12 protein-coding genes are annotated in these 14523 nt (G+C 36.2%); 7 read left to right on the plus strand and 5 right to left on the minus strand.

Annotation, left to right across the window (positions count from 1 at the left end):
* Nucleotides 1–110: 110 nt before the first annotated feature.
* Nucleotides 111–893, plus strand: coding sequence for a hypothetical protein (locus NOX80_RS11085; protein ID WP_256549847.1), 783 nt, complete (start codon nucleotides 111–113; stop codon nucleotides 891–893).
* A 203-nt stretch (nucleotides 894–1096) separates the two neighbouring features.
* On the opposite strand, the gene NOX80_RS11090 is transcribed toward NOX80_RS11085, so the two are convergent.
* A complete protein-coding gene (locus NOX80_RS11090; RefSeq protein WP_256549848.1) occupies nucleotides 1097–1483 on the minus strand; it encodes a hypothetical protein in 387 nt (128 codons plus the stop codon).
* A 94-nt stretch (nucleotides 1484–1577) separates the two neighbouring features.
* On the opposite strand from NOX80_RS11090, the gene NOX80_RS11095 reads away from it, so the two are divergent.
* The 3 genes from NOX80_RS11095 to NOX80_RS11105 all read left to right on the plus strand — a co-directional run bounded on the left by NOX80_RS11095 (nucleotide 1578) and on the right by NOX80_RS11105 (nucleotide 3725).
* Nucleotides 1578–2438 (plus strand): LytTR family DNA-binding domain-containing protein, encoded by an 861-nt coding sequence (locus tag NOX80_RS11095; protein ID WP_256549849.1) that lies wholly within the window; start codon nucleotides 1578–1580, stop codon nucleotides 2436–2438.
* 314 nt (nucleotides 2439–2752) lie between these two features.
* Nucleotides 2753–3151 (plus strand): hypothetical protein, encoded by a 399-nt coding sequence (locus NOX80_RS11100; protein WP_256549850.1) that lies wholly within the window; start codon nucleotides 2753–2755, stop codon nucleotides 3149–3151.
* 259 nt (nucleotides 3152–3410) lie between these two features.
* Nucleotides 3411–3725: a hypothetical protein gene (locus tag NOX80_RS11105; RefSeq protein WP_256549851.1), complete on the plus strand. Its 315-nt coding sequence runs from the start codon at nucleotides 3411–3413 to the stop codon at nucleotides 3723–3725.
* Between the two features lie 48 nt (nucleotides 3726–3773).
* On the opposite strand, the gene NOX80_RS11110 is transcribed toward NOX80_RS11105, so the two are convergent.
* The 4 genes from NOX80_RS11110 to NOX80_RS11125 form a co-directional block, all read right to left on the minus strand.
* The gene (locus NOX80_RS11110) at nucleotides 3774–5114 is read right to left on the minus strand and encodes a TlpA family protein disulfide reductase (RefSeq protein WP_256549852.1); all 1341 of its coding nucleotides are present in this window, start codon (nucleotides 5112–5114) and stop codon (nucleotides 3774–3776) included.
* Between the two features lie 185 nt (nucleotides 5115–5299).
* Nucleotides 5300–6679 carry a RagB/SusD family nutrient uptake outer membrane protein gene (locus NOX80_RS11115; RefSeq protein WP_256549853.1) on the minus strand — a complete coding sequence of 460 codons (1380 nt, stop codon included), beginning with the start codon at nucleotides 6677–6679 and terminating at the stop codon, nucleotides 5300–5302.
* Nucleotides 6680–6682: 3 nt separating this feature from the next.
* Nucleotides 6683–10177, minus strand: coding sequence for a SusC/RagA family TonB-linked outer membrane protein (locus NOX80_RS11120; RefSeq protein ID WP_256549854.1), 3495 nt, complete (start codon nucleotides 10175–10177; stop codon nucleotides 6683–6685).
* 192 nt (nucleotides 10178–10369) lie between these two features.
* A complete protein-coding gene (locus NOX80_RS11125; protein WP_256549855.1) occupies nucleotides 10370–11446 on the minus strand; it encodes a FecR family protein in 1077 nt (358 codons plus the stop codon).
* Between the two features lie 333 nt (nucleotides 11447–11779).
* Here NOX80_RS11125 and NOX80_RS11130 point away from each other — a divergent pair, with 333 nt between their 5' ends.
* The 3 genes from NOX80_RS11130 to NOX80_RS11140 all read left to right on the plus strand — a co-directional run bounded on the left by NOX80_RS11130 (nucleotide 11780) and on the right by NOX80_RS11140 (nucleotide 14350).
* On the plus strand, nucleotides 11780–12676 hold the full coding sequence (locus NOX80_RS11130) for an Abi-alpha family protein (RefSeq protein WP_256549856.1): 897 nt from the start codon (nucleotides 11780–11782) through the stop codon (nucleotides 12674–12676).
* Between the two features lie 123 nt (nucleotides 12677–12799).
* Nucleotides 12800–13393 carry a hypothetical protein gene (locus NOX80_RS11135; RefSeq protein WP_256549857.1) on the plus strand — a complete coding sequence of 198 codons (594 nt, stop codon included), beginning with the start codon at nucleotides 12800–12802 and terminating at the stop codon, nucleotides 13391–13393.
* A 12-nt stretch (nucleotides 13394–13405) separates the two neighbouring features.
* On the plus strand, nucleotides 13406–14350 hold the full coding sequence (locus tag NOX80_RS11140; RefSeq protein ID WP_256549858.1) for a hypothetical protein: 945 nt from the start codon (nucleotides 13406–13408) through the stop codon (nucleotides 14348–14350).
* The last annotated feature ends 173 nt before the right edge of the window (nucleotides 14351–14523 follow it).

Raw genomic sequence — 14523 nt, forward strand, 5'->3', positions numbered from 1 at the left:
AAAAATCAGGTGTTTATACGGTGTTTTTGATATGATATTTTTTTTAGCTTGTGATAAATTATTTTTAATCACGTCAAGGCTAATAATTAATTAATCAAAACAATATTATTATGAATTTAGGAGAAAACTATTCAAAAACAGTTGCGAAAAAATTTGATAAGCTGCCTGTCTACGTGCCAGATACGAAAATAAAACCGGGCGCAGTAATTTCGTTTGGAAAAGATATGTTGGGTAGACCGAATAAGCCTTTTGGGACTTTCCACCATATAACTGATTTAGTAGGAGGGAAAGTGTATGATTTTCAAATAACCAATCCACCTAAACCGTCGTCGACAGCTGTACTAAATTTTGTTTCTCAAAATGAGGTAACAGTTACTTCCGCTTTAAAAGCAAATGTACCTAACGCTGTTGATGGCGATATAGCATTTCAGTTCGGTAAGGCTGGATCAGTTCTTCTGTACGCTGTAAAAGGTACTGATTATGGGATTGATCAATTGGCACTAAAAAAAAATCTAAGTAAAGTGGCAAATGAAGAAAAATGGGAAGATTACTACATTGTTACAGAGGTGACCATTTATGAGAGGGCATTAGTCTATCAGTCTATTGACCGAAATGGAGCATTGGCGGTTTCAGCATCTGCTAAAAATATTTCCATTTCTGGAAACGATATTACAAATATTGGAGCAGAAGCTACGTTTTCAGTTAAATGGAAAGATAAACAAGCATTCAGTGTGGACTGGGCTGAAAATGTTGTTCTTTTTATGAAATTAGTTAGATTTAGTAAAGGAGAGCTAAAAGTTTACGAAAAGGCACTTACAGGAGCAAATGCTGTTAGCAGTGGCGAGTTTGAGCTAGTAGAAGTAGATACTAATCTAATGTTGTTACAGGAGTGAGGTTTATTTTCATAAACAAAAAAAGGGGCTGAAATTCAGCCCCTTTTTTATGCCTTTTTGTAAGCGAGATTTACGGTTTATACGTAAAATTCTAAATATGGAATTGTTATCTTGCATAAAACCCATCCCATATTTTTATTTACAACTGGCATCTTCCCCTTAAACTGTTAAGACGTGTTTAAAGGGAAGGCTTCGGTTTGTTGCTATACAGTAGTATAAGAAAACTCAAAAGTTAATGAGCCAGTAGCAACAGGCTTACCTTCGCCGTCAGTTTTTACGGCTAGGTTGTTCTGTGGAGTTCCTGTCCATTTTGAATACTCACCAGTTGGAGGCGCGGGATAGATCAGGTCTATTGGCAACTTACTGCTAAAGCAAACAGAGCATTGAGAACCGAAGTAATTGGCGGCCTGTTTGTTCAGGTCGTCGAGGTAATCTTCCTGCTTAGTAGACAATGTAAAGTGATCTTTGATCCAAGCTTTAAAGTCTCCTTGGATTGCCAATGCTTCAACTTGAATAGCGGTAGGGGTTAAACCGTAAAGTTCGGTTAACAGGTCTTGCACGCCAGTAGGCGTTAACGGTTGTTTTGTCATAAAACAATTGTTGTTTAAAAAGTGAAAAATTGATTGTTAGTTAGATTTTAAGTATTGTTTAAAGGCATTTTGCCTATAGAAAACCGTTGTTTAGATGTTAGTTTTAAAGTATCACCCGCGTTGGGTTAGGGTAGTGGTAGCGATTATTGCTTCGCTTTTTATTTTATTTTACGGTAGGCCGTTGGATCTTGTCCGTTCCTTTGGTAGCATGCAGTTTTACCCCGTATTTATTGTTAGCAGTTTGGTAAGCTTTGCGATGGTTGAAATGACCCACCAGTTTACTAGATGGTTGGACAGACGTGATCCGTGGTCATATCAATGGCAAGAGCGAGCGATACTACAGTTCACTTTGGGCGTACAGGTTCCCTTGATATTTGATGTGTTCTTGTTTTCCGTTTACTTCGCGTACTATGGTATAGATATTACCCAGAATGGCTTTTTCTCAAAAGATTTTCCCTTAATAGCTTCGTTTATGCTTCTTCTAAATGCATATTACGCGGTGAGGTTTTATTTTGCCTATGGTACCAAGTCAAGAGATGAGATTTTGGTTTTAGAAAACAGCTCAGCGGAAGTTACCGGAGTAGATAGTTCTGATTTGATGCGGATAGAGAATAACGGTATTACCATTAATCTCGACCTTGGAAAGGATATTATTCTATTTGCTTATATCAACCGACAGTTACGTGTCTATGACCGGGAAGGAAAGATTTATCCTGTAAAAGATAAGCTGACAAACCTAATTAATGAACTTGAAGATAAAGGATACTGTCAGATCAATCGTAGTACAATCGTCAATCTTGAAGCAGTAAAAGGATATAAAATAGGAGCAAAAAGGAACACGTTAGAACTGTTTATAGTTACTGATCTCGACGAAATTGACGAAGACAAGCGCCCAAATTTGACTGTAACGGGTGAAAATATCGATGATTTTAAGTCAAAATTTGATATCCGCTAATTTTTTTTTGTCATTTCGATACATAAAAGTGTATGTTTCGATACATAAAAATGTATGTTTCGAACAAAATGTGATTTTTTGAGACTTTTTACGGATTTATTCCTTGCTTTTTATCGCAATTTGATTATATCTTTACAGTGTTACAATGATTTGTAAATCAATATTTTGTGTTTTTGGTGGCTTTTGCGATCAGCTATAGAACTAAAAACTTTCATATATGAAAGTGTGTGCCGGGGTACTAACTAAGTGGTTAGACTATAAGCATCCCAAATCTATTTACAGAATGACCTATAAAATTTAAAACAATTGATTTAATGATGAATTTGGTACTTAACAAGAACCTTATATTGGGTTTAGGATGGTTAAGGGAAAATAGAGGCGTTTTGCTATTTGCCATCTTTGTCCCTTTTATGGTGTTTTCAATCTATTTCAATCTTATGGCATTGGACATCACTAAAAAGGCCAGTCTGGAGCCTTATGTAGCCATTTGTACAGCAGCCCTATCTGTTGCTTGGTTAACTGCTTATTTTAGATGCCGGGTATTAGACAGTATAATGGACGATATACCAAGTTTGATTTTTTTGCTGCTTTTACTTGCCTTTACCATGATGCTTTATTATTATTCTCTTTTGTTCTATCTGATGGAAATAGGGGTAGTAGATAAGCCAAAGTATTACTGGCGTAATGAACTTTTTAAGAATTTTAAAAAGTAGTTTTTCAGCAAATTTAAGCCTCTCTTAAAATAGTTAACTCTAAGTCAAACCTAAAACTATCTGTATTGCAGATAGCTCACTTCCAAAGTGCTATTTTCCAATAGCCAATTTACAGCCTGTTTTAATATTTCAAAGGACAATATTGGTGAGGCACCGCCTTCACCGAAAGGGTAGATATATGCCAAACAAAAAGCTAGGGGAGGCCGAAAACCTACAATAGAGTAGGCGCAATATTTTTTAACCTCAAATTTTTACCATTATGAAAAATTCCAAAATTTTTGCCGTTGTTGCCGTGGTATTGGTAGCCGGTAGCGCATTCGCTTTTTTTAACGGAGAACCAAAACCGATTAAAAAGGTTGTAAACAGCCAAGTTTATTATCATATCGGAGAAAATTATGTTCCAATGCCTAGCCCACCTTCTGGATTGACATGCACTCCAGACGATAAATTTTGTACGGTTACACTTGAAAGTACAGGTGATCTTCCACAGACTTTCAGCGAAAATGACTTAGATAACTTAGATCCAGGTGTAACAATCGCTGACCAAGGACAAGCTAACCGTTCTTGGAAATAATGGAAATGTACACATTGAGTTAGTGGTGGAAATTATTTCCCCACTAACTTATTTGTTCAAACTCTTCATAATAAGTTTCTCAAAAGCTACAACGTTGCTATTACTTTCATCTGGTCTCGGTGGCCTTGCTGTAATTAAATCTCCATTTTTGTCAATTATCAATTGTTGGGGAAAGCCGGCAAATTTATAATAAGCAATCATAGGGGCATTAAAACCTTTTCCGTTAGTATAAAGGTTAATCATTCCGTTTGATGTATATTGTCCGGATGCGATACTTTTTAACCATCGTTCCCTTGGATCGGTACTTACCGTAATAAAAACAATATCGTTCCGTTTTTTGTACTTTTCAAATATCGGGTGCATTGCTTTTGCCACCATTGTACATGGTACGCAACCGGTAAACCAAAAATCCATTACAATTACTTTACCCTTATAATCCTGCAAGCGATGCGGATTGTTTTCTGCATCATAGAAAACAAAAGGAAATGCAGGAGCATTATATTTCTCTATTAACCGGGTAAGTTGCTCTTTGATTACTTGGTTATTTACTGTTTTATGGGCCGGTTTGTACATTCTTTTAATATCGTCAGCTTTCTTAATTGCATAATTTTCAAATGAAAGTAGTATCAAATTGTCACGTACCAATCCAGTGTAACCGTTTTTAATGTTATTGAACAGTTCATCAAAAGAGAAATCTTTATAGCTATTACGATTTTCCTTGAATAGTATCAGTTTTGTAACTTCTCTTTCCAAAAGCATAGCAGTATAATATGCTGAACGTGCTTTAGCATCTTCGGATAAAAATGTTTCATCAAAATCTAAACTGTCAACAGATTGAAAATAAGACCGGACTAATTCTTGTTCTTTTTGACTTGGGAAACGTAAATAATAATTCGGTAGCTTATAGTAGATCTGCTGTTTTAAAAGTGAAATTGCATCAAGGCTAATTTGCTCGTAAATGTCTTTGCCCAATTTAGAACTGTATGAGCTTAATAACGCTTCTAATTGCGATTTTTGAGCTTTTATTGAAGTAATTTCCAACTGTATTGCTTTATGTAATTCACTTTTGTTCTCCAAAGCAATCGCTCTTGAGAGTATAATTTTTGGTTGGGAGAAGAGATTGAATATTTGATACTGACAATTCAGTTTTTCGCTACCTTTACCCCTAAATGTTAAAGAGTTGTTCTTTTGGATGAGAACTTTAACACTATCTCCATTTTCAAAAAGATACAGTTCATTTAGTGGATTGGCTCTTTCAGGTTGGGAAAGATTATAATATCGTCCTGTAGAACTCGATATCCTATTGTCTTGCATTTCAAATGAGGCATAAGTATTTCTATTCTCGATTTTGATATTTTGAGAAAAGTGCCCACTATCATTAATTGACACCTTCAGGTCGTCACTGAAACTATTTTTACTTCCATTCTTTTTAAGTCTGAAAAGTAACTCTTTCGAAAGATATTTTGTGGTGAAGGCGGTGTCGATGTAGCCATATATTTTAAACGAGTTTTGTCCCGCTAAATTGATAGATAATAGCAGGAATGTAGCTATAATAATTAATTTGAAAGCTCTCATTATCTTATGTTCTGTTCTATTCCACTCAATGCGATCTCATCGTCTGGAATTGGCATAACATATCTTGGACTGTTAGGTTCCAAGGTATATATTGTACCATTTAAGTTGCGCGTAAGCACAATGTTCCGTCCTTCTAAGTTCAATCTCCTTAAATCTGTCCACCTCACACTACGCCATAAAAGTGATTTTTTGCGTTCACTTAACACTTTGTCAAGTGCATCAGAAGGACTAGTTGCCGTAATTGACTGGTAAGGCTTTGTGGGGGTGGTCGCATTGGAATTCCAACGGGTAATAAGTAGACGGTTCACCTGATCCATTGCATCCTGGCTTTGGTTTCGTCGTGCCAAACACTCGGCCTTAATTAACAAAAGCTCATCAGTTGCCAATCCGGTAAATGGATATCTATAGATATTATTAATACCTTTAATATACCAGTTGCCATTAATATTTTGAGTAAACCAGATCGTTTTTCGAAGATCATTTTCCTCAAATGAATTTACTATACTGGGGAGTACACTATAAAAATCACCCCGCGAAACGGAAGTTTCGGTCCAATCTACCACATTAGAAAAATAGATAACTTCGTCACTGTTTATGGTAAAGGAGGACGAGGTAGGAACTACCTGTAAAGTTTTGTAGTCTTTCAATGTAGAAAACAAGGCTAATGCTTTATCAGTAGCTGCCTCAGCTTCAATATACTTTCGCATACTTAGATACACCCGTGCTAATAGGGCGTGAGCTGCAGCCTTTGATGGACGATTGCGTTTAGTAAGATTAACTTCAGTCTGCAATAGATTAGTCGCTTCTGTAGCATCAGATATGATTTGATTATAGTTTTTTTGAACCGTGCTTCTCGGAACAATCTGACTGATTGCACTATTTAATTTCAAAGGCAATCCTAAATCCGTGTTGGCTGTAGATGCATCGTATGCTTTTGCAAAAATACTTACTAGTTCATAATAACTGTAAGCCCTTACAAACATCGCCCAACCTTTAATTCTTTTGAATTCTGTTACGTGTTCAAGGTTTTGATTTTTCAATTCATCCAAAATGCTATTACAATAGTAAATTTGTGCATAAGGTCTTTTCCAGTCTGCTGTTTGGGTTTCACCTTGGTATATGTCTTTCGCCCAGATGTATGCAGTTCTAGTTGGAGTTTCAACTATCGACTGATAGTCTGCAAGTGTGGGGATAATGTATTCATCAGCTGAAACTTGGGCTAAAGCAGGCGATAGGTTCATTACAGCAGGGTTGTCAAGCAGATTTTCGAAATCGCTAACCGTTCTTGGTATCACCAATGAACTGTTAGGTTTTAGCTCAAGTTTTTTACCACAAGAAAAAACAAAACCAAGTGTTATTAAAAAAAGTATCTTTTTCATTTTTTAAAGTTTTAGGTTAAGGCCAAAAGAAAGACTTAATGGATCGCGTAATAATCTGGTACCATAATCGGGATCAACACCTATATTATTTTTGCGCCAGATCAATCCTAAGTTTTTGGCGTAGGCAAAAGCGTAAATTGCTTTAAATGGTAATTTTTTTAATGTTTTTTGCGCAACAGAATAGCCTATTCGCACATCCTGTAAGCGGATATGATCGCCACGCTCCACATGGTCAGCGCTGTTACGGTAAAATGAAGTTAAGGCAGACGAAACCGGATAGAATAATGCTGGCACTCTAGTTGTGAGTTCATCTCCTGGTTTTTGCCAACGCTTTTCATAGTCAATATATTGGTTAAGTGCAGTACTATATTGTCCTAAAAATACATTTGACCTTCTGAAATAATAATCAAGTTTGAATGAAATGTTGATTGATAATTCGAGGTTTTTATAGCTAAAAGTGTTCATTACACTGCCAAAATATCTTGGAGAGGCACTTCCATGATATTTGATTTGCGAGGGATCTAAAGTGTTTATAATAGTAGCGTAATTCTTGCTTAGTTCTCCTTTAAAATATCCCATTGGTGAGCCCGTAGCATCTAAACCGGCATAAGGATAACTATATATAGCATGATAAGGATAACCTTCCAACGGATTGTTTGCGTTAGAACTAATAATATTTTCATTGCTACTTTGTCTAACTTTATAGTTTGTTACCTTATCTGTATTGTAATTAAAAAGTAGGGATGTGTTCCATGCAAATTGACCAATCAGATTACGGGAGTTTAAAATTACATCAATGCCTCTCGTGCGTAAGTTCGCACTGTTGCCTTTAAATTGTGTTAAACCGCTTTGCATGGCTATTGGACTATTGCCAATAAGATCAAAAGCTGATTTTTGATAAAGATCAACACTACCGCTAATGCGGTTTTCCTTTGTAGCAAAATCAATTCCTATGTTATAGGTCTTTACCTGTTCCCATTTAAGATCGGGGTTGGGAGGGTTAGTTATTTCTGAATATTGGCTTCCCCAGTCATTTGAAGAATTTAGTTTTCTCAAAGTTAGAAAACCAGTAATGGTTTTATCTACATTGCCACTATATCCAAAAGTTGCACGGATTTTAAGGCTTGGAAACCATGATAAATGATAGAAATCTTCTTTGTTAACTATCCACGCCAAGCCCGCAGACCATAGGGGTACACCTTTTTGGTTGGTATTTACACCGAATAGGTTGGATTTATCTTGTCTTGCACTTCCGGAAAGTATGTAACGTTGCTTGTAAGTATAGGAAGCGTTAGCGTAAAACGATTGGTTAATATTGATCTGCTCCGAGTAGTTAGGAGAGGTATTTATCCGGCCGGTACCTCCAGGAGCGTAAAAGATAGCGTACTGTTTCTGCGGATCAATCAGATCGTTTCTGTTGGTTTTTGTGGCATCAGAGTAACCGTACATGATCTGACCGAAGGAACTATTTCTACGGTCGCCTCCCTCAAAACCGGCTATGGCACTTATTTCATGGTCGGTGCTAAAGGTCTTATTGAAATTTAACTGAATACGGCCAATTTTTGACGTGTTTTTGGTATCGCCAAGATTATAGATGTTCCCAAGTTCAATAACGCGGTTTACCACGTCACCGGTAACTGTAGAATAGGTGTTGATGAGGTTACGGGTATAGAAGCTATTAGCACCGTAATTTGTTGCTATATCTGAGTTTTCATCAAGGTATTGGTAACTACCGGTAAGATTTAAACCTTTGATAATTTCGAAATCCACACTGGTGTTAATTCTGAACTGGGTGTATTCCCGGTGGAAATTTGAAGACACTTCATCCAATGGTCTGTATTTCCAATCTAAAAGCTTACTTACAGCCGGTGAGCTGGTGTAAGAATCGCTCAAAGTAGTGGTAGTCACCACAGAAAGGGCATTACCATTTTCGTCTGCTAACCTGTCGTAAGGTGTATAGGGTGTGTATCTACCGGCAACGCTATAGGTGTTGCTTATGTTGTACCCTAGATCGCCGGAAACCTTTAGACGGTTGTTAAACAGCGCAAAAGTATTACGTGCAGATAAAGTTAATCTATCGTATTTTTCTCCTACATTGTTCTGTAAGTTATTATCGTATCCGGCTGATAGGTAATACCAATTATTTTTACTGCCACCATTCATGTTCATCTGGTATTGTTGGTAAACAGCCGGTTGATAGTAATACTTTGAAAGATCATCACGAACGTTATGCGATCGTAAGTTGTTTAAACCTTCTGTTAATTGGGCTTCGGTAATCTGATTATTACGTCTTTGCTTTAGTAGTTCTACTGCCGGTGAGATCGGAGAGTATAGTCTGTTAATAGCGCTATTATAGTAGTTTTTTGAGAACATAAAAGCTTCAAGATCTACGTAATCGCTTGAAGAAATCTGCGGTAGATAATCCTGATCGGGTTTACCGGCAATGGTAAGTGTAGAATTTATATTAACTGAAAGGGGCTGATCTCTTTTTCCGTTTTTTGAGGTAATTACCACCACGCCATTTCCGGCTCTTGTTCCCCATATTGAAGCTGCTGCGGCATCTTTTAATATGCTAATGTTTTCTATGTCGGCCGGGTTGATCTGGTCAAGGTTTCCATCGTAGGGAAAACCATCTAATATGATCAATGGATCGGCGGATGCAAAAAGTGTACTTCTTCCGTGGATAGCTATTTTTGAACTGTTAGGTAAACTCCTGTTCAATAAAAGGCCACTGGTTAGACTTTCTAACCGGTCAATAATATTGATACCTACATTCCGGTTTAAGGTCTTGTTATCTACTTGTGTAAAGGAACCGGTAGCCCTTTCTTTGGGTAAAGTTTGGTAGCCGGTAGAAACACTAATCTGAACAGCATCGAGTTCGTTGGATGCCGAGATCATTTGTACCTTGCCTATGTTTGGTTTGGCCGGTATCTCTAAACTGGTTAGGCCGACATATATGATCTGTAAGTTTTGCCCCGGCTGTATCTGACGTAAGGTAAAGTTTCCATTGCTATCGGTATAGGTACCATTGCCGGTATCTTTAGCTCGCACTGTTGCACCAACCAAGGGATTGCCCTGATCGTCTATTACCGTGCCTGTAACATCAATCGAAGACTGATCTTGTTGTTTGTTTTCAGCTTTACGCTCTTTAATGACTATCGTTTTATCGAGTATTTCGAAGGTAAATGGTTGATCTTTGAAAAGATCGTTTAGGGTGGCTTGTAAAGGTTTTGCCTTTACATCGATAGTCACCTTTTTAGCATCTTTTAACATGCTCTTTGTAAAAAGAAATTGGAAACCGCTTTGCTTTTTTATTGCGTTAAATACATCTTCAATGTTCGCATTGTTGTACTTTACGGTGATGTTCTGTGCTTTTGCTGCAAAGGTAGCTACGGCGAGTAGCAGACAGCATAATACGATCTGCATGAGATGCGTAGAAGGAGAGAGGCCGGTAAACTGGTTAGGTTCTCCGGATTTTTCCTTTGTTGAAATTTTCATACTTTTGAATTGCTTGGGTTAGTTGATAAATTACTTTGTGTAGTGGTTTTGAACACCGGGCATTGCCGGAGGTGTTCTGATCAACACCGCCGGCTTTTTTATGCCCAATGACCTAATTAATTATTGAACCTAAATATTCTTTTTTACTTCATTTATGAGGTTTTAGTTAAACATTTTGTTGGTTAGAGAGTGTTAAAGTATGACGAGGGTCTTTCTTCCTTTTTCGTTGTTTTCGATCTTATAGTTGATCTTGATTAGTTCGAGCATTTTCAGTACCATCTTCAAATCCGATTGACGTGAGATACCACCGCTGATACGTTCGTTAGGTATCGCTGTATTGTAACGTACATCGATATTATACCATCTGGAAATCTGTTGCATTACTTCTGGTACGGTAGCTTCGTCAAACGTAAACAATCCGTTTTTCCACGCTAGATCGGTTTCGAGATTGGCAGCAGCAATGTTAATCGCTGATTTACCCAATACCGATTTTTGTCCAGGCTTTAGGATTTTGGCAAATAGCGAATGAAGAGCCGGTTGTACCTGAACAGAACCTTCTGCAAGCGATGTAATGGTTTGTCCATTGTCACCGTAGCTATTCACGTTGAAATGGGTTCCAAGTACCTTTACTTCCTGCTGAGTTGTTTTTACAATAAAAGGGCGAGTTTTATCATGCGCAACCTCAAAGTAGGCTTCGCCGCTTAGTTTTACTGTCCTTGTTTGGTAACGCGACCCAAGCGAAGCAGCGTAGGTAAGACTTGATGCGGCGTTGAGCCATACTTTAGAATTATCTGGTAATATTACCTGATAGGTTTCACCTTGTGTTGTTGTTAGTGTATTGTTTTTTTCTGTTGCCTCACCACTTGCTTCAATTTTGTACACCAATACTCCATTGGCATTTTTGCTGATACTTATCCCGGGTTCATTTGCGAGTTCTCCAATACCTTGATCTGAAAGAATAATCTGTTTGCCATTAGATAGGGTTAAGGTCGCAGCATTTTTTCCGGGTTTAACATCGTCAAAGGATGCGATAGCCGGCTTATTGTTTAAAACATCTTTAGATCGTAGGAAGTAAGCTGCGGAGGTAGCTATTGCCAACAGTATGGCGGCAATTGCTATGACTTTTTTCCAAACAGCTTGTTTTTGTTTTTCCACAAAAATGTGCTGTTTGATGCCTAGGTACAAGTCTCCAAGCTTTTCGGCTCTTGCCGGGTTGGTAGCAAGTGTATCATCATCGTCTAATGGTGTGGAAATTATAAGATTGCGCAAAGCGTCTTCATCGGTCGTTCCGAAGTGATTGAAGAGTTTGTGTAGGTCTTCGGGAGTACATTGCCGAGATAGGAAGCGGTTGAATAGATTTTGTATGTTTTGCGAATTTTCCACGTGCCTTTTCTTCCTTATATGCTTTGAAATGAAAAACACACTAATGAAATGCGAAAAAAAATAACAAAAAAAATAAAAGTGTGATTTTACGCGAAACCGTAAAGCTAATAGGGAGTAATTGATTAAATTGATGTTTTTTGAATTATTCGTAATTGTAATAGCTTTAATATAATTAAGAGTGTCAATGTTAGTTAAATGAATTAAAAAGTATAAAGGTTAATGACGAAAAAACTTGATATAACTTCCACAGTTGCGGAAAATGTAATAAATACTGCAAAAAGTTTTTTAGGTAAACTTATTGGTCCAGCAGTTAGTGAAACTGGACTTCTATTTAAAGATAAAGTGTCGTTTTGGCGCTTCAATAATCAACTCAAGATAATTTTAAGGGCTAAGGAAAAGTGTGAAAAACATGGGATTAATCCTAAGTCCATTTCTTTTAAGATTTTATGTCCACTTTTGGAATATGCTAGTATGGAAGATAATGAAGAAGCTCAGGATATATGGGCTAATTTATTAATTAATATGGTTGATTCTGAGCAGAATATTCAGAACCATGTTTTTCCGTATATATTAAGTCAGGTTTCGATAAATGAGTTTTCAGTTATTGAAGAAATATTTAATATCAATTGGAAAAGAAAGGAAAAACATCAAAAAGAGATAGAACTTTTGGAAGATCAATTGGTTGATTTACAGAAGATGTTGGATTTTGAGTTAATAGAAAGAAATAAAGACGGAGATGTAGTAGATCTGTTGGATGATTTAATCTTTTATGAAAAAGGAGATACCCCAGAAAAACTTCGGGAAATAAAAAACAAAATTAATTTTAACAGATATTTTATTAATTCCCCTTGCCGAATTCTCAAAAGAAAATTGGCAAATTATGAGGAGGCGAATCTAGTAAGACTCGGTGTTTTAAAAAGTATAATGCGCCCTCATGCCTATGTGGCACAAAATAGTATTCCTCAGCATATAGACGGAGAAGACTTGAACTTACAAGATTTGCAGATCCATGTGGAAAATAAAGATGAAGATTTGATAATCACTGAATTAGGGGAAATGTTCCTAAAGGCTTGTTTAATTAAAATGGACAAGAGGAGTAAAGAGCCGACTGTTTAATAAATCAAAATGATAAAATAAAAAATATAACCGCGGATGAAGGGAATGTATAATAGCTATAGGACGGACTATCCTAACCAGGTACACCAATTGAATTTTTCAATCTCTCAAAATCACTATTTATTGAAAAACGGGGATATTAAGTTCCAGGATAAAAAGTTTGATGTTAATTGGAAAAATTATCAGAGTACAGGAAAGAGACATTTGGTGAATATTCTAATCAGAGATCATTTCAGTAATTGTTTTTATGCTGAAATACACGCAATCGATCTCGTTCCGAGTATTGGCGATTTTTTATTTAATGCATGGAGGGAGAAAGATCATTTTGAATTCTGTGGAATTCCCAAAAACTTAATTTTGGGCAGGCATATTATTCAGCAGTTTCCGGAAATTGAAAATTTGCGAGTAAATGCAAATCTTAATGTTGAACTGGCACAAAATGGTTTTGCAACGGGGATACGCTCGGTAAGGGATTGGGAGAATAATATTAGATACTATTCTTCCTTTAGGAATCTTAAGAGCTTAGATGATTTTCAGGATAATGTAGAAATAATATGTAGAGCTTTAAATTTAAGTGAAAGTGGAAAAACAGAAGCTAATCTGAAGAAATGGATGAACAATGCCCCAAGAGGAACTGTGATTAATGATAAACAAGTATTTGAGAGTCTGTTTGAACAGACGAAAGACAAAGGTAATACTATCGAAAGCAAATTATAAATAACTTTAAAGATGAAGGTTTATATTGACTTAAATATATTTGATAGACTTGAAAAGCTTGAAAAGCTTGAAGAACCAGAAAGAAAGTTTTACGAGATACTTTTTTCTATGCTCAAAGAAAAACGTGTCTTGACAGCGTATTCAAATGCGCATCTTAATGATCTTTTCCGTGGTTATAAAAAAAATCCTAATTATATAGAAGGCCACTTAAATAACATTAAATCATTTACGGATAACCTATGTATCTGCCAATATTGGGGGGAGAAAGCCGCTTTGTTACATTTTAGGGATATTTCAGATTTTTTTAAGGAAAAGGTTGATGATTGGGAATTTGAATTTAATTCATATGATGAGCTTTTTGAAGAAGAACCTTTATTAAAACAGACAATTGAATTGTCTAAATTTATTCCATTGCCTCTTGAATTTAAAAAGGGATATGTAGATCCGATGTTTGGCGTAATGTTTCCACTTTCAAAGATTCATAATAATCTATATGCGTTACAATCTGATATTTTCAACTTCCAGTTAAGACTTAAATCGGATTACGGACTTTATAAATCTTTCCGTGCTAACTTGATAACGGGATTGAACAAAATTAAAAGCAATAAAGAATTGATAAAATCTTTGAACGCAAATGTTCAAGAGTTACCCAAACATTTGGAGTTAAGTGATATTTTTGACGTTTATACACCTGAGAATAAAACTAGTGATAATGCAATTTATTCTAAGATAATTGATACGTTCTTTAAATACGATTTGTCAGGGTATAAAAGTGATGGGCATTTTAATAATATGTTTGACGATGCTCTGCACACATTTTATGCCGCACATTTTGATTATTTTATCACCAATGATGATAGATGTAAATATAAGGCGGAGAAAACGTTTGATAAATTAAAAATTAAGACCAAAGTAATCACGATCAGTGAAATTGAAGTAATAAAAAATAGACTTTAGTTGATTATATTGATTAAGTAAATTATGAATATTTTACTTTGAACACCTATTATTTTTCATTTTCTTTAGGATGTGAATAGCATTTTCAAAATCCTGATCAAAAATTGGTTTATCCCAATCTGGTAGAGCAGTGAAAGAGGGTGACTTAAATAGTAAATCTTTTTCTCTCACCA

Source organism: Flavobacterium cerinum (assembly GCF_024496085.1).
In the GTDB taxonomy this organism is placed as follows: Bacteria; Bacteroidota; Bacteroidia; order Flavobacteriales; family Flavobacteriaceae; genus Flavobacterium; species Flavobacterium cerinum_A.

What these genes read in the sequence shown, in the direction of transcription:
- NOX80_RS11140 (WP_256549858.1), top strand. Translation starts at nt 13,406, where the DNA reads ATGAAGGTTTATATTGACTTAAATATATTTGATAGACTTGAAAAGCTT.
- NOX80_RS11100 (WP_256549850.1), top strand. Translation starts at nt 2,753, where the DNA reads ATGATGAATTTGGTACTTAACAAGAACCTTATATTGGGTTTAGGATGG.
- NOX80_RS11095 (WP_256549849.1), top strand. Translation starts at nt 1,578, where the DNA reads ATGTTAGTTTTAAAGTATCACCCGCGTTGGGTTAGGGTAGTGGTAGCG.
- NOX80_RS11115 (WP_256549853.1), bottom strand. Translation starts at nt 6,679, where the DNA reads ATGAAAAAGATACTTTTTTTAATAACACTTGGTTTTGTTTTTTCTTGT.
- NOX80_RS11130 (WP_256549856.1), top strand. Translation starts at nt 11,780, where the DNA reads ATGACGAAAAAACTTGATATAACTTCCACAGTTGCGGAAAATGTAATA.
- NOX80_RS11090 (WP_256549848.1), bottom strand. Translation starts at nt 1,483, where the DNA reads ATGACAAAACAACCGTTAACGCCTACTGGCGTGCAAGACCTGTTAACC.
- NOX80_RS11105 (WP_256549851.1), top strand. Translation starts at nt 3,411, where the DNA reads ATGAAAAATTCCAAAATTTTTGCCGTTGTTGCCGTGGTATTGGTAGCC.
- NOX80_RS11120 (WP_256549854.1), bottom strand. Translation starts at nt 10,177, where the DNA reads ATGAAAATTTCAACAAAGGAAAAATCCGGAGAACCTAACCAGTTTACC.
- NOX80_RS11085 (WP_256549847.1), top strand. Translation starts at nt 111, where the DNA reads ATGAATTTAGGAGAAAACTATTCAAAAACAGTTGCGAAAAAATTTGAT.